The organism is Paenirhodobacter sp. (assembly GCF_041916475.1).
GTDB lineage: Bacteria > Pseudomonadota > Alphaproteobacteria > Rhodobacterales > Rhodobacteraceae > Rhodobacter.
The window spans coordinates 21,156-38,229 of record NZ_JAYRZN010000023.1; the positions used below are offsets into that span (position 1 = coordinate 21,156).

General features: G+C 67.7%; 17 protein-coding genes and 1 pseudogene. 14 read left to right on the top strand and 4 right to left on the bottom strand.

The window, feature by feature from the left end; translation table 11 throughout:
* Positions 1–30: 30 nt before the first annotated feature.
* Positions 31–1,449: a metalloprotease TldD gene (gene tldD / locus ACOMG5_RS10905; RefSeq protein WP_420343828.1), complete on the bottom strand. Its 1,419-nt coding sequence runs from the start codon at positions 1,447–1,449 to the stop codon at positions 31–33.
* 154 nt (positions 1,450–1,603) lie between these two features.
* Here tldD and coxB point away from each other — a divergent pair, with 154 nt between their 5' ends.
* The 10 genes and pseudogenes from coxB to ACOMG5_RS10955 all read left to right on the top strand — a co-directional run bounded on the left by coxB (position 1,604) and on the right by ACOMG5_RS10955 (position 10,264).
* Positions 1,604–2,485, top strand: coding sequence for a cytochrome c oxidase subunit II (gene coxB, locus ACOMG5_RS10910; protein ID WP_420343829.1), 882 nt, complete (start codon positions 1,604–1,606; stop codon positions 2,483–2,485).
* Between the two features lie 8 nt (positions 2,486–2,493).
* Positions 2,494–3,423 (top strand): annotated as a pseudogene (gene cyoE / locus ACOMG5_RS10915) (heme o synthase).
* Between the two features lies 1 nt (position 3,424).
* Entirely contained in the window at positions 3,425–3,583 is a 159-nt protein-coding gene (locus ACOMG5_RS10920; RefSeq protein ID WP_420343830.1) for a hypothetical protein, read from the top strand.
* Positions 3,580–4,131 carry a cytochrome c oxidase assembly protein gene (locus ACOMG5_RS10925; RefSeq protein ID WP_420343831.1) on the top strand — a complete coding sequence of 184 codons (552 nt, stop codon included), beginning with the start codon at positions 3,580–3,582 and terminating at the stop codon, positions 4,129–4,131. The genes ACOMG5_RS10920 and ACOMG5_RS10925 overlap by 4 nt, the downstream gene beginning before the upstream one ends.
* Before the next feature lie 24 nt (positions 4,132–4,155).
* Positions 4,156–4,959, top strand: coding sequence for a cytochrome c oxidase subunit 3 (locus tag ACOMG5_RS10930; protein WP_420343832.1), 804 nt, complete (start codon positions 4,156–4,158; stop codon positions 4,957–4,959).
* Positions 4,960–4,965: 6 nt separating this feature from the next.
* Entirely contained in the window at positions 4,966–5,634 is a 669-nt protein-coding gene (locus tag ACOMG5_RS10935; RefSeq protein WP_420343833.1) for an SURF1 family protein, read from the top strand.
* A 10-nt stretch (positions 5,635–5,644) separates the two neighbouring features.
* Positions 5,645–7,042 carry a threonine synthase gene (gene thrC / locus ACOMG5_RS10940; protein WP_420343834.1) on the top strand — a complete coding sequence of 466 codons (1,398 nt, stop codon included), beginning with the start codon at positions 5,645–5,647 and terminating at the stop codon, positions 7,040–7,042.
* On the top strand, positions 7,039–8,298 hold the full coding sequence (locus tag ACOMG5_RS10945; protein WP_420343835.1) for a M16 family metallopeptidase: 1,260 nt from the start codon (positions 7,039–7,041) through the stop codon (positions 8,296–8,298). The genes thrC and ACOMG5_RS10945 overlap by 4 nt, the downstream gene beginning before the upstream one ends.
* Positions 8,298–8,885: a GNAT family N-acetyltransferase gene (locus tag ACOMG5_RS10950; RefSeq protein WP_420343836.1), complete on the top strand. Its 588-nt coding sequence runs from the start codon at positions 8,298–8,300 to the stop codon at positions 8,883–8,885. Before ACOMG5_RS10945 ends, ACOMG5_RS10950 begins: the two co-directional genes overlap by 1 nt.
* A complete protein-coding gene (locus tag ACOMG5_RS10955) occupies positions 8,882–10,264 on the top strand; it encodes an FAD-binding oxidoreductase (RefSeq protein WP_420343837.1) in 1,383 nt (460 codons plus the stop codon). Before ACOMG5_RS10950 ends, ACOMG5_RS10955 begins: the two co-directional genes overlap by 4 nt.
* On the opposite strand, the gene ACOMG5_RS10960 is transcribed toward ACOMG5_RS10955, so the two are convergent.
* From ACOMG5_RS10960 to pyrC, 3 genes are all read right to left on the bottom strand, one after another.
* Entirely contained in the window at positions 10,258–11,754 is a 1,497-nt protein-coding gene (locus ACOMG5_RS10960) for a replicative DNA helicase (RefSeq protein ID WP_420343838.1), read from the bottom strand. The genes ACOMG5_RS10955 and ACOMG5_RS10960 overlap by 7 nt on opposite strands.
* Positions 11,755–11,974: 220 nt before the next feature.
* Positions 11,975–12,652 carry an orotate phosphoribosyltransferase gene (locus ACOMG5_RS10965; RefSeq protein ID WP_420343839.1) on the bottom strand — a complete coding sequence of 226 codons (678 nt, stop codon included), beginning with the start codon at positions 12,650–12,652 and terminating at the stop codon, positions 11,975–11,977.
* A gap of 3 nt (positions 12,653–12,655) precedes the next feature.
* Positions 12,656–13,696, bottom strand: coding sequence for a dihydroorotase (pyrC, locus tag ACOMG5_RS10970; protein ID WP_420343840.1), 1,041 nt, complete (start codon positions 13,694–13,696; stop codon positions 12,656–12,658).
* Positions 13,697–14,175: 479 nt separating this feature from the next.
* Between pyrC and ACOMG5_RS10975 the strand changes: the two genes are divergently transcribed.
* The 4 genes from ACOMG5_RS10975 (at position 14,176) to ACOMG5_RS10990 (ending at position 17,060) form a co-directional block, all read left to right on the top strand.
* A complete protein-coding gene (locus tag ACOMG5_RS10975) occupies positions 14,176–14,979 on the top strand; it encodes a LysR family transcriptional regulator (RefSeq protein WP_420343841.1) in 804 nt (267 codons plus the stop codon).
* A gap of 460 nt (positions 14,980–15,439) precedes the next feature.
* Positions 15,440–15,769, top strand: a complete 330-nt coding sequence (locus tag ACOMG5_RS10980) for a hypothetical protein (RefSeq protein ID WP_420343842.1) — start codon at positions 15,440–15,442, stop codon at positions 15,767–15,769.
* Complete coding sequence (locus ACOMG5_RS10985; protein ID WP_420343843.1) at positions 15,766–16,791, top strand: SH3 domain-containing protein; 1,026 nt, start codon at positions 15,766–15,768, stop codon at positions 16,789–16,791. Before ACOMG5_RS10980 ends, ACOMG5_RS10985 begins: the two co-directional genes overlap by 4 nt.
* Positions 16,791–17,060 (top strand): hypothetical protein, encoded by a 270-nt coding sequence (locus ACOMG5_RS10990; protein WP_420343844.1) that lies wholly within the window; start codon positions 16,791–16,793, stop codon positions 17,058–17,060. The genes ACOMG5_RS10985 and ACOMG5_RS10990 overlap by 1 nt, the downstream gene beginning before the upstream one ends.
* Positions 17,061–17,074 lie beyond the last annotated feature (14 nt).

Genomic DNA, 17,074 nt, shown 5'->3' on the forward strand with positions numbered 1-17,074 from the left:
CTCACCCGCGGCGCCGCGCGGGTCAAGGCCTCAGGCGGCCGAACCGCCCACCGTCAGCCCGCCGATCAGCAGCGTGGGCATGCCCACCCCCACCGGCACCCACTGGCCCTGCTTGCCGCAATTGCCGATGCCCGGGTCGAGCGCCATGTCGTTGCCGATGGCGCGGATATGCTTCAGCGCGGTGGCGCCATCGCCGATCAGCGTGGCGCCCTTCACCGGCGCGCCCACGATGCCGTTCTTCACCCGGTAGGCCTCGGTGCAGTTGAACACGAATTTGCCGTTGGTGATATCTACCTGGCCGCCGCCGAAGCCCACGGCATAGATCCCGTCCTTCAGATCCGCGAGGATCGCCTTCGGGTCCGCGGTGCCGCCGAGCATGTAGGTATTGGTCATCCGCGGCATCGGTGCATGGGCGTAGCTTTCGCGCCGGCCATTGCCGGTGGGCGTCACGCCCATCAGCCGGGCGTTCTGGCGGTCCTGCATGTAGCCCACGAGGATGCCGTCCTCGATCAGCACGTTCTTGCCCGAGGGGGTGCCTTCGTCGTCCACGCTGATGGAGCCGCGCCGGTCCGGAATGGTGCCGTCGTCCAGCACCGTGACGCCGGGGGCGGCGATGCGCTGGCCCATCAGCCCGGCGAAGGCCGAGGATTTCTTGCGGTTGAAATCGCCCTCCAGGCCGTGGCCGATCGCCTCGTGCAGCAGCACGCCGGGCCAGCCGGGGCCGAGTACCACGTCGAACTGCCCGGCCGGGGCGGGCTCGGCCTCCAGATTGACCAGCGCGATCCGCAGCGCCTCGCGCGCGACCGGCTGCCAATGCGCGGGCTCGATCAGGCCGCTCAGCCCGAATCGGCCGCCGCCGCCATGGCCGCCCGATTCGCGCCGCCCGTTCGCCTCGACGATGACCGAGATGTTCAGCCGCGCCATCGGGCGGGTGTCGCTCACCAGCCCGCCTTCGGGGCGCAGGATGAATACCTCCTGATGCGATGCGGCCATCGAGGCCGAGACCTGCACCACCCGCGGATCGAGGCCGCGGGCATAGGCGTCGATCTCGGCCAGAATGTCGATCTTGGCGGCGAAGGAGGCATCGGCCATCGGATCCGCATCGGAATAGAGCCGCAGGTTCGTGCCGGGGGGCGGCGGGGCCAGAACGCCGCCGCCATCGCCCACCGCGAGCCGGGCGGTTTCTGCCGCGCGCGTCAACGCAGCCTGGGAAATCTCGGTCGAATGGGCATAGCCCGCGACCTCGCCCTTCACCGCGCGCAGGCCGAATCCTTCGGAGGCGTCGTAGGAGGCGTTCTTCACCCGGCCATCGTCGAACACGAGCGATTCCGACCGCCGCCGCTCCAGGAACAATTCGCCATCCTCTGCCCCGGCCGTGGCCGCGCGCAGCGTGGCCAGCGCAGCGGCCTCGTCCAGTTTGGTTTCGAAGGGCGCGAAGCGGTCGTCCATCCTATCCTCCTTGGCCCCCGGGTCATGCTGCGGCACAGCAAAGCTTTTTCTTGCCGGATCGGGGCGAATGCTGTTCCCTTACATATAGTCCCCTGCGCCGAAGGGAAGCGGTGCAGGAGGCTGACGGCAGGGAGAACCGTCCGAGGGAGGAAAAATGGGACTGAAAAGACTGTGCCGCGCCGGTGCGGTAACTGCTGCCGCGTTCATCGCCGCCACGGCGGTGCAGGCGCAGGACATGATCCTCGGGCTGCCGACGGTGGGCCAGCCGCATGCGCAGGGGATCGGCTTCCAGCCTGCCTCCTCAGGCATCGCGCAGGATCAGCAGTGGCTCGACCACATGCTGCTCATTATCGTCACCGCGATCTGCCTGTTCGTGTTTGCGCTGCTGATCTATGTGATGATCCGCTTCAATGCGAAGGCCAATCCGAAGCCCGCGCGCTTCACCCACAACACGCCGCTCGAAATCGCCTGGACGCTGGTGCCGATCCTGATCCTGGTGGTGATCGGGGCGTTCTCGCTGCCGACGCTGTGGAAGCAGCAGGAGATCCCGAAGGGCGACATCGTGGTGAAGGTCACCGGCAACCAGTGGTTCTGGAGCTATGAATACCCCGATGAGGGCGTGAGCTTCGATGCGCTGCCGCTGGAGAAGGCCGATCTGGAGAGCCACGGCTACACCCCCGATCAATACCTGCTCGCGACCGACAATGCCGTGGTGCTGCCGGTGGGCAAGACGATTGTGATGCAGGCGACGGCGCTCGACGTGATCCATAGCTGGACGATACCCGCCTTCGCGGTTAAGCAGGACGCGGTGCCGGGGCGGATCGCGCAGCTGTGGTTCGACACCGAGCGGGAAGGCGTCTTCTTCGGCCAGTGTTCGGAACTTTGCGGTCAGGGGCATGCCTACATGCCCATCGTCGTGAAGGTCGTGCCGCAGGAAGTCTATGCGCGCTGGCTCGAACGGGCCAAAGCGGGCTTCCCGGACGGTGAGACGATCAACGCGGATCTGCGCAGCACCGTCAGGACGGCGGCGAACTGAGGACTGCGATGAGCGACATTACCTTCACCCAGCGGGAAAGCCAGGGCGAGGCCGGCTTCGGCGATTTCTTCGCCCTACTGAAGCCGCGCGTGATGTCGCTTGTCGTGTTCACGGCCTTTGTCGGGCTGGCGGTTGCGCCGGTACCTGTGCATCCGCTGGTAGGCTTCGCCGCGATCCTGTTCATCGCGCTCGGCGGCGGCGCCTCGGGTGCGCTGAACATGTGGTACGATGCCGATATCGACCGGGTCATGCGGCGCACCGCCAATCGCCCGGTGCCCGCGGGCCGGGTGACGGAGGGCGATGCTCTCGGCTTCGGGCTGCTGCTCTCGGTGCTCTCGGTGGTGATGCTGGGGCTCGCCGCGAACCTGTTTGCCGGGGCCTTCCTTGCCTTCACCATCTTCTTCTATGCCGTTGTCTATACGATGTGGCTGAAGCGGCGCACGCCGCAGAACATCGTCATCGGCGGCGCGGCCGGGGCCTTCCCGCCGATGATCGGCTGGGCCTGCGCCACTGGCGGCATCAGCGTGGAATCGGTCGCGATGTTCCTGCTGATCTTCCTGTGGACGCCGCCGCATTTCTGGTCGCTCGCGCTGTTCATGAAGGACGATTAGTCCAAGGCCGGCGTGCCGATGCTGACCGTGACCCATGGCCGGCGCACCACGCGGCGCCATATCTTCGGCTATGCGCTGGTGCTGGCGCCGGTGGCGGTGGGGCTCGGGTTCACGTCCATCGGCGGGGTGGTCTATCTGGCGGCGGCGGCGGTGCTGAACCTGCTGTTTATCGGCGGCGCCTGGCATCTGATGCGGCGCCCGGAGGCTGCGGCCCAGGCCGACGGCTACCGCGCCGAAAAGAAATTCTTCTGGTTCTCCCTGCTCTATCTCTTCGGGCATTTCGCCGCGTTGCTGGTGGAGCGGGGGATCGTGGCCTTTGGGGGGTAGCATGGGGCTTGCGCGGGAACACGAGCTTCACCGGCGGCGGCTCTCGCGCAATATCGGCCTTGGCCTGGTTCTGGCCGCTTTCGTGGTGCTGGTCTTCGCGCTGACCATCGTCAAGGTGCAGCGGCCCCCGCATCAGCCGGTGGCGGAGGGGCGGCCATGAGCGCGAACGGCCGCATCGTGGCGCGCCTCTTGGCGCTGGTGGTGTTCATGGGGGCTGCGGCCTGGGCTGCGGTGCCGTTCTACGACTGGTTCTGCCGCGCCACCGGCTATGGCGGCACCACGCAGCGCGCCGATGCCGCCGGCGGCGAGGTGCTCGATCAGACGGTGGAAATCCGCTTCGATGCCAATGTCGCCAAGGACATGCCCTGGCAGTTCCGCCCGAAACAGACCCGGATGACGGTGCGCATCGGCGAGCCGCAGCTCGCGCTCTATGAGGCCTACAACCCGACCGACCGCCCCATCGGCGGCACCGCGGCCTTCAACGTGGCCCCCGATACCGCCGGGGCCTATTTCGACAAGATCGAATGCTTCTGCTTCACCGAACAGGTGCTGCAGCCGGGGCAGTGGGTGGAGATGCCGGTGTCGTTCTTCGTGGATCCGGGCATGGCCCGCGACCCGGATACGGCGCGGATCCACACGATCACGCTGTCCTACACGTTCTTCGAGACCGAGCTGCCGAAGGAGGATGCGGCAGCGAAGGTCAACTGACGGTCACCTGAGAGGAGGAGCTCAATGTCCGGCGCCCGCAACCACGACTATCAGATCGTGCCGCCTTCGATCTGGCCGTTTCTCAGCGCGCTCGGCGCGTTCGTGATGCTGTTCGGGGCGGTGCTCTGGATCCACAAAGTCTCGCCCTTTCCGTTCTTCGGCGGGCTGATCATCCTGCTCTACTGCATGTATGGCTGGTGGGCCGATGTGGTGAAGGAGGGTGAGGAGGGCGAGCATACCCCCGTCGTCCGGATCGGGCTGCGCTACGGCTTCATCCTGTTCATCATGTCCGAGGTGATGTTCTTCGTCGTCTGGTTCTGGAACTTCATCAAGAACGCGATGTATCCGCTCGGGCCGGCCTATCCGCTGGTGGATGGGATCTGGCCGCCCGCCGGGACCGAGACCTTCGACCCCTGGCACCTGCCGCTGATCAACACGGTCGTGCTGCTGCTGTCGGGCTGCACGCTGACCTGGGCGCACCATGCGCTGGTCCATGAGAACAACCGGCGCGATGCGATCAACGGGCTCGCGCTCACGGTGGTGCTCGGGGTGTTCTTCTCGGTGCTGCAGTTCTATGAATACACCCATGCGCAGCAGGCGATCGGCACCGGCAACCTGTATTGGGACAGCTTCTTCATGGCCACGGGCTTTCACGGTGCGCATGTGATCATCGGCACGATCTTCCTGCTCGTGTGCATGATCCGGCTGATCCGCGGGCAGATGACGACGGAGCAGCATATCGGCTTCGAGGCGGCGGCCTGGTACTGGCACTTCGTCGATGTGGTCTGGCTGTTCCTGTTCACCTCGATCTACATCTGGGGGCGTTAAGCGGAATTGCGGCGCTACCTGTTTCCGCTGATCCTGGGGCTTGCGGGCTGTTCGATCCTGATCGGGCTCGGGCTCTGGCAGATGCAGCGGCTGCACTGGAAGCAGGCGATGCTGGCGCGGATCGAGGCGCGGCTGGCAGCCGCGCCCGAGGGCCTGCCCGAGCGCGGCACGCCCGAGCGCAAGTATACGCCGGTGAAGGTGGAGGGCCGCACCACCGGCCAGGAGGTGCTGGTGCTCACCGGGCGCAAGGGGCAGGGGCCGGGCTATGAGGTGATCTCGGCCTTCGAGGCGGAGGGCCGGCGGATCCTGATCGACCGCGGCTTCGTGCCGGATCCGGAGCGCACCACGCCGCGCCCGGGCGTGGCGCTGAAGGTGACGGGGAACCTGCACTGGCCGGAGGAGGCGGACCTCTATACCCCGCCCCCCGACAGCAAGACCGGGATCTGGTTCGCCCGCGACGTGCCCGCCATGGCCGCGGCGTTGCAGGCGGAGCCGATCCTCATCGTCGCGCGCCGCGTCGAGGGCGAGATGCAGGGCGTGGAGCCGGTGCCGCTGGGCACGGAGGGCATCCCGAACGACCATCTGGGCTATGCGCTGACCTGGTTTTCGCTGGCGGCGGTATGGGCGGGGATGACAGCCTTCCTGTTCTGGCGTATCAGGCGGCAACAGACCTGAAGGATCACGGATGCGATACGTTTCTACCCGGGGGCAGGCCCCGGCCCTGAGCTTCGGCGACGCGATGCTGACCGGCCTTGCGCGTGACGGCGGGCTTTATGTGCCCGAAACGGTGCCGACCTTCACCGAGGCCGAAATCGCGGCGCTGGCCGGGCTGAGCTACGAGGAGATCGCCTTCCGGGTGATGAAGCCCTTCACTGGCGAGACCTTCACCGATGCTGAGCTGAAAGGCGCGATCCAGCGCGCCTATGCGGGCTTCGGCCATGCCGCGCGCGCGCCGATGGTGCAGCTGGGGCCGAACCATTTCCTGCTGGAGCTGTTCCACGGGCCGACGCTGGCCTTCAAGGACTTCGCGATGCAGGTGATCGGGCAGCTGTTCCAGATTGAGCTCGCGAAGCGTGGCCAGCGCATCACCATCGTGGGCGCGACCTCGGGCGATACCGGCTCGGCCGCGATCGAGGCCTTCCGCGGGCTCGACAATGTCGATGTGTTCATCCTGTTCCCGCATGGCCGGGTCTCCGAGGTGCAGCGCCGGCAGATGACCACGCCGGTGGAGGGCAATGTCCATGCCCTCGCCATGGATGGCGATTTCGACGAGTGCCAGGCCCGCCTGAAGGAAATGTTCAACGATTTCACCTTCCGCGACGAAGTCGGGCTGGCGGGCGTGAATTCGATCAACTTCGCCCGGGTTCTGGCGCAGATCGTGTATTTCTTCGCCTCCGCCGTGGCGCTCGGCGCGCCCGCGCGCAAGGTGAGCTTCACCGTACCCACCGGCAATTTCGGCGATATTTTCGCAGGCTTCCTCGCGAAGGAGATGGGCCTGCCGGTCGAGCGGCTGGTGATCGCCACCAACCAGAACGACATTCTGGACCGCTGCATCCGCGGCGGCGATTACACCAAGCACGGGGTGAAACCCTCGATCTCGCCTTCCATGGATATCGAAGTCAGCTCGAATTTCGAGCGCGCGCTCTACTGGGCCTATGGCCGCGACGGCGCCGCCATTTCCGCGCTGATGGAAGAGCTGAAGACGACGGGCAGCTTCACCGTCTCGCCCAATGCCATCGGGGCGCTGCGCGCCGTCTATGACAGCGGCGCGGTCGGGGAGGGGCGCACCCTCGAGGTGATCGGCGAGACGCTGAAGGCCACGGGCGAGCTCGTCTGCCCGCACAGCGCCGTGGCGATCGGGGTCGCGGCCGGGGCGCTCGCGCGCGATCCGGCCACGCCGATGATCACGCTTGCCACCGCACATCCGGCGAAATTCCCCGATGCGGTGGAGGAGGCGACGGGCATCCGCCCGGGGCTGCCGCCGCGCATGGCGGACCTGTTCGAGCGCCCCGAACGCGTGACCCGTGTGGCCAATGATCTGGCCGCGCTCGAAACCCTGATCCGCAAGGAACGCCGCCTATGATCCGGACCACCACCCTGCCGAACGGCCTGCGGATCATCACCGAGAAGATGCCGAGCCTCGCCTCGGTCTCGGTGGGCATCTGGGTGATGGCGGGGGGCCGGCACGAGGCGCCCGAGCAGAACGGCATTGCGCATTTCCTTGAACATATGGCGTTCAAGGGCACGAATACGCGCAGCGCCCTGCAGATCGCCGAGGCGATCGAGGATGTGGGCGGCTATATCAACGCCTATACCTCACGCGAGATGACGGCCTATTACGCCCGCGTGCTGAAGGACGATGTGCCGCTCGCGCTCGATGTGGTGTCCGATATCGTGCTCAACCCGGTTTTCGACCAGCGCGAGATCGAGGTCGAGCGCAACGTGATCCTGCAGGAAATCGGCCAGGCGCTGGACACGCCCGACGACATCATCTTCGACTGGCTGCAGGAGGCGGCCTATCCGGACCAGGCGATGGGGCGCACGATCCTCGGCCCTTCGGAAAAGGTGGCGGCCTTCGGGCGCGAAGACCTGCAGCGGTTCGTCTGCGGGCATTACGGGCCCGACCAGATGATCCTGGCGGCGGCCGGCGCGGTGGACCACGATGCCATCGTGAAACAGGCCGAGACGATTTTCGGGACGCTGGCGCCGGTGCGCCAGGCCGCGCCGCAGGGCGCGCGCTGGCAGGGCAGCGAGCGGCGGGAGCTGAAGGCGCTCGAGCAGGTGCATTTCGCGCTGGCCTTCGAGGGGCCGTGCTATACCGATGCCGATCTCTACACCGCGCAGGTCTATGCGACGGCGATGGGCGGGGGCATGTCTTCGCGCCTGTTCCAGAAGATCCGCGAGGAGCGCGGCCTGTGCTATTCGATCTTCGCCCAGGCCGGGGCCTATGACGATACCGGCATGATCACCATCTATGCCGGCACCTCCGAGGAGGAGGTGGCACAGCTGGAAAACCTGACCATCGACGAGCTGAAGCGCGCCACCGAGGACATGACCGATGCCGAGGTCGCCCGGGCGCGGGCGCAGATGAAGGCGGGGCTGCTGATGGGGCTGGAAAGCCCGTCGAGCCGGGCCGAGCGGCTGGCGCGCAATCTGGCCGTCTGGGGCCGGGTGCCGGGGCTCGACGAGATTTCGCAGCAGATCGACGCGGTCTCCACCGCCGATGTCCGGGCCTATGCCGAGAAGATGATCGTGCAGGACCGCGCAGCGCTGGCGCTCTATGGCCCGGCGCAGGCGGCGCCCGATCTGGAGGGGCTGCGGCGCAGGCTCGCCGCCTGATGCTGCTGGGGCGCCGTCGCAAAGCGGTGGTCGAGACCGAGCGGATGACCCTGCGTCTGCCGCAGCATGGCGATTTCCGGGACTGGTCGCTCCTGCGCGAGGAAAGCCGGGAGTTCCTGGCGCCCTGGGAGCCGTCGTGGTCTTCCGACCATCTGACCCGCAAGGCCTTTACCAACCGCGTCTATTGGGCGCAGCGGGCGGAAACCGCGGGTACGGCGGTGCCGTTCTTCATGATCCGGCGCGAGGATGGCCGGGTGCTGGGGGCGATCACGCTCGACAATGTGCGCCGAGGCCCGGCCCAGGCGGGCACGCTGGGCTACTGGATCGGCGCGCGCCATGCCCGGCAGGGCTATATGCGCGAAGCGATCGGGGCGGTGGTGCATTATGCCTTCCACCAGCTCGACCTGAGCCGGATCGAGGCGGCCTGCCTGCCGGAGAACCTCGCCTCGCGCGGGGCGCTGGAGAAATCCGGCTTCAAATACGAGGGCGTGGCCCAGGCCTATCTGCAGATCAATGGCCGCTGGCGCAATCATGTGCTGTATTCGAACCTGCGGGCGGATCGGCGCGGCAAGACGGATGTGGGATGATGAATACGGCGGATACGGCATTTCTGGAGGGGCTGCGGGGGCAGGGAATCGACGTGGCTCCGCCCGAGCCGCGCTACCTGGAGGAGCCGCGCGGCCGCTGGCCCGGGCAGGCGGCCGCGGTGGCGCGCCCGCGCAGCACGGCGGAGGTGGCGCAGGTGCTGCGCGCGGCCCATGCGGCGCGGGTGGGCGTGGTGCCCTATGGCGGCGGCACCGGGCTCGTGGGCGGGCAGGTCACACCCGAGCCGGGGCGGCTTCTGCTGAGCCTGGAGCGGATGACGGCGGTGCGCGCCGTGGACAGCCAGAGCCTGGTGATCGAGGCGGGCGCCACGCTGGAGGCGGTGCACCATGCGGCCGAAGGCGTTGGGCGGCGGTTTCCGCTGAGCCTCGCCTCGCAGGGCACGGCGCAGATCGGCGGCTGCCTTGCCACCAATGCGGGCGGGGTCAATGTGATCCGCTATGGCAATGCGCGCGCGCTCTGCCTCGGGCTGGAGGCGGTGCTGGCCGATGGCACGGTGTGGAACGGGCTGACCCGGCTGCGCAAGGACAATACGGGCTACGACCTGCGCGACCTCATGATCGGCGCCGAGGGCACCCTGGGCGTGATCACGGCGGCGGCGCTGCGGCTCTTCGAGCCGCCTGCGGTGGAGGGGGTGGCGATGTTCGCGGTGCCATCGCCTGCGGCGGCGGTGGCGCTGCTGGGGCTCGCGCAGGGGCTGTTCGCGGGCTGCGTTTCGGCGTTCGAGCTCATCGCGGCGCAGGGGCTTGCGTTCCTGCGTGCGGTCGGGCCCGAGGTGCAGTTCCCCTTCGCCGAAGATCCGCCCTGGATCGTTCTGGTGGAGCTCGGCCTGCCTGCGGGCATGGACATCGAGGAGGCCTTCGCCGGGCTGTTCGAGGCGGCGGAGGATCTGGTCACCGATGCGGTGATCGCGCAATCCGTGGGGCAGGCGCGCGCGATGTGGGCCCTGCGCGAGAGCATCCCGGATGCGAACCGGCGCATCGGCGCGATCAGCAGCCACGACATTTCGGTGCCAGTGGCAGACCTGCCCGGCTTCATCGCCGAGGCGGATGCCGTTCTGGCAGGGCGCGATGTGCGGGTGAACTGCTTCGGCCATGTGGGCGATGGCAACCTGCACTACAACGTCTTCCCGGCCGAGGGCCGCGCCCGCGACGGCTATGATGCGGCGGCGGTGAAGCACGATATCCACGACCTGGTGGTGCGCTTCGGCGGCTCGGTTTCGGCCGAACATGGTATCGGGCGGCTGAAGGTCGGTGATCTGGAACGCTACGCCGACCCGGCCAAGATGGCGCTGATGCGGGCGCTGAAGGCGGCCTTCGACCCCGAGGGGATCCTGAACCCCGGGGCCGTGCTGCGTCAGTAGCTCTCGCCGCCTTCGCCCTGCCAGGGCTTCGCGAGGTCCGAGAACCGGGTGAAGCGGCTCTCGAAGGCGACCTCCACGGTGCCGATCGGCCCGTGGCGCTGCTTGCCGAGGATCACCTCGGCCTTGCCATGGACGCGCTCTGCCTTCTGCAGCCATTCAGCGAATTTCGGGTCGTCCTCCGGCGGCTTCATGCGCTCGTGGTAGTATTCGTCGCGATAGACGAACATCACCACGTCGGCGTCCTGCTCGATGGAGCCCGATTCCCGCAGGTCCGAGAGCTGCGGGCGTTTGTCCTCGCGGCTTTCCACCGTCCGGCTCAGCTGCGACAGTGCGATGACCGGGATGTTCAGCTCCTTGGCGATGGCCTTCAGGCCCATGGAAATCTCGCCGATTTCCTGCACGCGGTTGTCGGTGCGCCCGGTGCCGCGCAGCAGCTGCAGATAGTCCACGATCACCACATCAAGCCCATGCGTGCGCTTCAGCCGGCGGCAGCGCGCCGCCACCTGGCTGATCGGCAGGGCGGGGGTGTCGTCGATATAGAGCGGGCAGGTCTCGAGCGCCTTCGCCGCCTCCACGAAGCGGCGGAATTCGGATTCGGTCATGTCGCCGCGGCGGATCTGCTCGGAAGGGACTTCGGAGGCCTCCGAAAGCACCCGCGCCGCCAGCTGCTCGGCCGACATTTCGAGCGAGAAGAAGCCCACCACGCCGCCCTCGACCGCGCCTTCGGAGCCATCGGGGCGCTGGCCGCGCTTGTAGGCCTTGGCGATGTTGAAGGCGATGTTGGTGGCGAGCGAGGTCTTCCCCATCGAGGGGCGCCCGGCGAGGATCAGAAGGTCGGAGGGATGCAGGCCCCCGAGCTTCTTGTCGAGGTCGCGCAGCCCGGTGGAGACACCGGCCATGCCGCCGTCGCGCTGATAGGCGGCATTGGCGGAATGCACGGCCTCCGTCACCGCTTTCAGGAAGCTGACGAAGCCCTTTTCGGCGGTGCCGGTTTCGGCGAGCTTGTAGAGCGCGCCTTCGGTGCGCACGATCAGCTCTTCGGGCTCGATGCCCACCTCCACCTTCTGCGCCGAAGCCGAGAGGTCCTTGCCGAGCCGGATCAGCTCGCGCCGCAGCGCGAGGTCGTGGATCATCTGCGCCAGATCGCGCGCCGCATAGGCCGAGATCGCCGCCCCCGCGAGCCGCGCAAGATAGGCCGCCCCGCCAAGCGCCTGCAGGCCCAGGTCGTCCTCCAGATAGGCCTTGAGCGTGACCGGGGAGGCCAGCGCATTCTTCTGGATCCGCGCGATCGCGGTCTCATAGATGGTGCGGTGCACCGGCTCGAAGAAATGCTCGGGCTTCACCACCGAGGCAATCCGGTCGAAAATGTCGTTGTTCGTCAGGATCGCGCCGAGCAGCTGCTGCTCGGCCTCGATATTGTGCGGCAGGGCATCGGTCTCTGCCGTGGCGGGGTCGGCCTCGGCATTGCGGATCGCGGTGGTCTCGTTCATCTCGGCCTCGTGCATGGGCCGCCCACATAGCCGATCCGCCCGCAAATCCCAATCGGGATAACTCTGGGGATAACCGGCCTGCGGGCGCCGCATTTCGGGTTCTTCTTGTGGCTGCCTGCCCGCAGCCTACCACGGATGGCACAGGCAGGCGAGGGGCGCCTGAGTCGGGGCAGGCCACTCCACAGCCCGCCCACATCCTGCCCACAGGGTTATCCCCAGATTATTTCTGGCGCGCTTCCTGCCAGGGCCGCGGCGCCTGCAGGAACTTCTCGACCTCGTCGAGGGTCTTGGCATCGAAGGCGCCCTGCGCGCGGGCCTCGGCCAGCACGTCCCACCAGGTGCAGAGGTAATGCAGGTTCACGCCGTGATCGGCGAGCTTGCCCACCGTCTCCGGGAAGATGCCGTAGTAGAAGATCACCGCCGTATGGGCGCAGCTGGCGCCGGCCTCGCGGATCGCATCGACGAAGGAGAGCTTGGAGCCGCCGTCGGTGGTCAGGTCCTCCACCAACAGCACGCGCTGGCCCTCGGTCATCGCGCCCTCAATGCGGGCGTTGCGGCCGTAGCCCTTCGGCTTCTTGCGCACATAGGTCATCGGCAGGGCGAGCCGCTCCGCCACCATCGCCGCGAAGGGAATGCCCGCCGTCTCGCCGCCCGCGATATTGTCGAAGGCCTCGAAGCCCGCATCGCGCAGCACCGTCACCGCCATGAAATCCATCAGCGTGGAGCGGATCCGCGGATAGGAGATCAGCTTGCGGCAGTCGATATAGGTGGGCGAGGGCAGGCCGGAGGCCAGGATGAAGGGCTCCTCGGCGTTGAAATGCACCGCCTTGATTTCCAGCAGCATCCGCGCGGTCAGCCGCGCGATCTCTTCCTTGGCGGGGTAGGAGCTCGGGATCATGGTTCAGCCTTTCACATGCCAGTAGACCGGGAAACCCGGGTCGAAAACGGTGACGGGGCCGGCGCCGGTGAGGATCTTGGCGGGCCAGGTGGCGGCGGCCTCGGTCTTCTCCAGCGTCAGCGTGTCCGCATTCACCGCAAGCCGGTAGAAGGCAGGCCCGTTGACGGAGGCGAATTTCGCCAGATTGCCGAGCTTGCCCTCGGCCTCGAATACATGCGCGAGCAGCGCCATCGTATTCGTCGCGGTGAAGCAGCCCGCGCAGCCGCAGCCGCATTCCTTCGCCGGATCCGCATGCGGCGCGGAATCGGTGCCGAGGAAGAAACGCGCATCGCCCGAGGTCGCAGCCTCCACCAGCGCAAGCCGGTGTTCCTCGCGCTTGGCGACCGGCAGGCAATAGTAATGCGGCTTGATCCCGCCCACCAGGATATGGTTGCGGTTGATGATCAGGTGATGCGTGGTGATGGTGGCGCCGAGGTCATCGCCCTGCGCGCGGGCGTAATCGACGCCGTTTTTCGTGGTGATATGCTCCATCACCACCCGCAGCCCCGGCGTTGCGCGCCGCACCGGATCGAGCACGCGGTCGATGAACACCGCCTCGCGGTCGAAGATATCGACCGCCGGATCGGTGACTTCGCCATGCACGCAGAGCGGCAGGCCGATCTCGGCCATCTTCTCCAGCACCGGGCGGACCTTGCCGAAATCGCGCACACCCGAGGCCGAATTCGTGGTGGCCCCGGCGGGATAGAGCTTCACCGCCTTCACCAGCCCCGAAGCGGCCGCGGCGGCCACATCGGCCGGATCGGTGTCTTCGGTCAGATAAAGCGTCATCAGCGGCTCGAACTCTGCGCCCTCGGGCAGGGCGGCCAGAATGCGGTCGCGGTAGGCGGCGGCCTGGGCGCCGGTCACCACCGGCGGCACCAGATTGGGCATGATGATCGCGCGCGCGAAGTGGCGCGTGGTTTCCGGCACGATGCCTTGCAGCATCGCGCCGTCGCGCAGATGCAGGTGCCAGTCGTCGGGGCGGGGAATGGTGATCTGAGTCATGGGTTTCGCCTACACCGGCCCCGCGCGCGAATCCAGTGTGGATTCGGGCGCGCGGCCTTTCGCGCAGCCCTCGTTCTTGGGGCGCGTCGGTCATGTTTGGCACGGCGCGGCTGGAGCATGTTCGGGCGCGGCTGGGACCGCGGCGCGGCGGCTAGCGCAGCCATCGCAGCCGCGCCGCGCGCTTCGCGCCGCGGGCAGCCTGCGCCGGGACCGGAGCGGCCGTGTCTCTTTCGCACGATCCGGCCCCTCCAGCGCCGGGAGCGGGCGCCGGCGGCCAGGGCCGGAGAGTCGCCGCGAAAGGCCGCGCAGAAATGCGCCGTGGAGCGCTGCGGCCCGGAGCGGATGCCGGCTCGCGGGTCCTGCGGCTGCGGCGCCCAAAGCCCGCAAGACGCGCGTTCACGATCCCTGCGGCGCTTTTGCCCCCTCCCGTGCGATCCTGAAGCCGCCAGCGCATCCCGCCAAAGTCTCGGAGCCAGCCCATGCACTTCAGAAGCCGTGATCCGAAGCTGCTGCGCAGCCTGCAGTATTTCGACGCGGTCGCCCGGCGCGGCTCGATGATCGCCGCCGCCGAAGAGCTCGGGGTGACGCCGAGTGCCGTCAGCCACCAGTTGCGCGAACTGGGCAAGGTGGTCGGCGAAGACCTGATCGTGCGCCGCGGCAAGGGGATCACCCTCACCGAAACCGGGCAGCACCTGGCCGCGCAGCTGGCCACGGGGTTTTCGGTGCTCGATTCCTGTCTCGGCCTGGTGATCGGCAAAGCCCGTCCGCGGCTGCGGGTGGCGGTGTGCTCGGCCTTCGGGCCCGGATGGCTTGCGCCGCGGCTGGCCGGGTTCCATGCGGAAAACCCAGGCGTAGAGGTGGAGCTGCGGCTCTATGCGCGCGACCCAGAGCATAGCGAGGCCATTGCCGATTGCATCATTACCGCCCGCGGGGTGAAGACCGGCTTCAGCGCCTGCGATCTGTTCGAGGAGCGGCTTCTGGCCGTGGCCAGCCCGGAGCTGTGCCGCCGGGCCGCGGCGGGCACTGTGCCCCTGATCACCGCGCATCCCGAGCCCGGCAGGGAGGCCGGGGACTGGTGCGGCTTTGCCGAAGCGGGCCGGGTCGGGATGGAGCGGGTTCTGACCTCGCCGCTGGTGTATTGCACGCATTATGTGCTGGCGCTCAGCCTGGCGCGGAGCGGGGCGGGGGTGGCGCTCGTGCCGGATTTCCTCGCGGCGGAGCATCTGCAATCCGGGGCGCTGCAGATCTGCTTTCCCGGGGCGGTCGCCTCCGCGCGGATCTAACGGGCCTGCTTCAAGGAGGCGCGCTCGGGCGAGGCCCCGCTGCGCAAGCTGATCGGCTGGCTGCGCCGCGAAGCGGCATCGGCAGAGGAATGCAGGGCAGGTGCCAAGACATGAGCAGTGCTCATGTCAGCGTGAATAATTCGTTTTACCTGAGCCTAGGCTGCGGAGGAGCTTTTCCTGTAAAATATTGATCTTGCTTATTATATTGCGCTTTCGCAGGGTGGGGGCGGCGTTGTGAAAAGGGGGGGGCGAGGCTGCGTCACGGCTCGAGGCAGTGTGGAGGCTCGCGCGGGTAAGCGCCGCGCCAAGGTCGGCGCGGGCCGTTCAGACTGCCCATTTCCAGAAATCCTGCTGCGTCGGGAGGCTGTGGTTTGGCCGCCTTTGCGGCGCATGAAAATTCGGCCGGAGCCTGCTGTGCCCGCGGCCGCCTGTTGAATGAATTTCCCGGAAGGATACCCTCATGACCCGCGTTTCTGTTGTCGTTCTCGCAGCCCTCGGCCTTCTGGGCGGCTGTGTGGAGGCTGAGGATGAGATGGCCTCCAGCGCTGGCCGCCCCGCGACCGGCAGCGAATACAGCCTCGCCTCCTTCGAAGGCGCGAAGGCCGGGCAGGCCGAGATGGGCATCCGCAACCTCGGCTATGAACCCGTCCGCAGCAGCGGGCTGACGACCTGGTGGTTCAACCGCTCGACCGGCGCCTGCGCCGAGATCACCACGTCGAACGGGCGGTATTCCTCGGTTCAGATGCGCGCCGCAGACGAGTGCCGAGGCGATCGCCGGAGGCTGCGATGAAACACTGGATTATATGCGCGCTGCTCGGCCTCGCGGCCGGGGGGCCAGCTGTGGCGCAAGATGGCGGCACCCGCAAGGTGCCGGTGCATTTCGCCGCCGGGGCGACCGGAGCGACGCTGAAAGGCGAGATCAGGGGGCGCGAGTCGGTCTCGTATACGGTCGGTGCGCAGGCGGGCCAGAAGATCACCGTGCGGCTGAAATCGCCGAGCGATTCGCTTTATTTCAACCTGTATGGGCCGGGCCGGGGGCCGGGCGATGAGGCGCTGGCCGTGAGCGAGATGGCCGGAACGGAGATGGTGCCGGAGATGAACCTCGTCTCCGGCGTGCTGCCGGCTTCGGGAACCTATACCATCAATGTGTTCCTCTATCGTGCGGCCGCGCGCCGGGGAGAGCATGCGGCCTTCACGCTCGATGTCTCGGTCTCGGCTCTCGGGAGTGCGGCGGCGCCGGTGCAGGGGGATTATGCCGATGGGCTCGAAGGGGGACCGGATTATTTCCGGGTAGACACCTCCGGCGGCCCGCTTGCCCTGCGCGCGGGCCCGGGCGTCGCTGCGGCCTCCATTGGGCGGCTGGAGCCGCGCGCCACAGTGCGCAACCTCGGCTGCCGGATAAGCGAGGGGCGGCGCTGGTGCCACGTTGCCACGCTGGCCGATCCGGGGCTCGAAGGCTGGGCTGCGGGAGATTTCCTCGTCGAGGGCGCGCCGCCTGAGGCAGGGGATGCGCTGGTTCCGGGGACGGATTTCCATGCGACGGGCATGGTGACCTGCGCGCTCGGCGGAGCACCGACGGGCACCTGCAAATTCGGCGTGCGCCGGGAGGCGCCCGGGCGCGGGACGATCACCCTCTTCGGGCCGGACGGCGGCCTGCGCCGGGTGATCGGCTATGAGAATAACCGGCCAGCCTGGTCCGATGCGAGCCAGGCCGATGGCGAAATGCGCGTGGCGCAGCACGGCGATATCTTCGTCGTCACCATCGGCGAGGACCGCTTCGAGCTGGTCGAGGCCATCATGACGGGTGGCTGATGCTCTGCCGTATCGCGACAGCGCTCTTCGCCCTGGCCTATGCGGCTGCGCTGGCCGTGCTGGCGATCGGGACCTTCGGCCTGTTCGGGCAGGAGCGCGATCCGCTCTCCGGGGCCTATGTCATCCTGCTGGGGCTCCCCTGGACCTTGTGGGTGCCGCCGCTGCCGGACCCATGGCCGCTGGCCGCCGGGGTGCTGGCCCCTGCGGTGAACCTTACCCTGTGTGCTGCCCTGTGCCGGTGGCTCCGGGGCCGTCATCACGTTCCCTAGGGGCGTCACCCCGA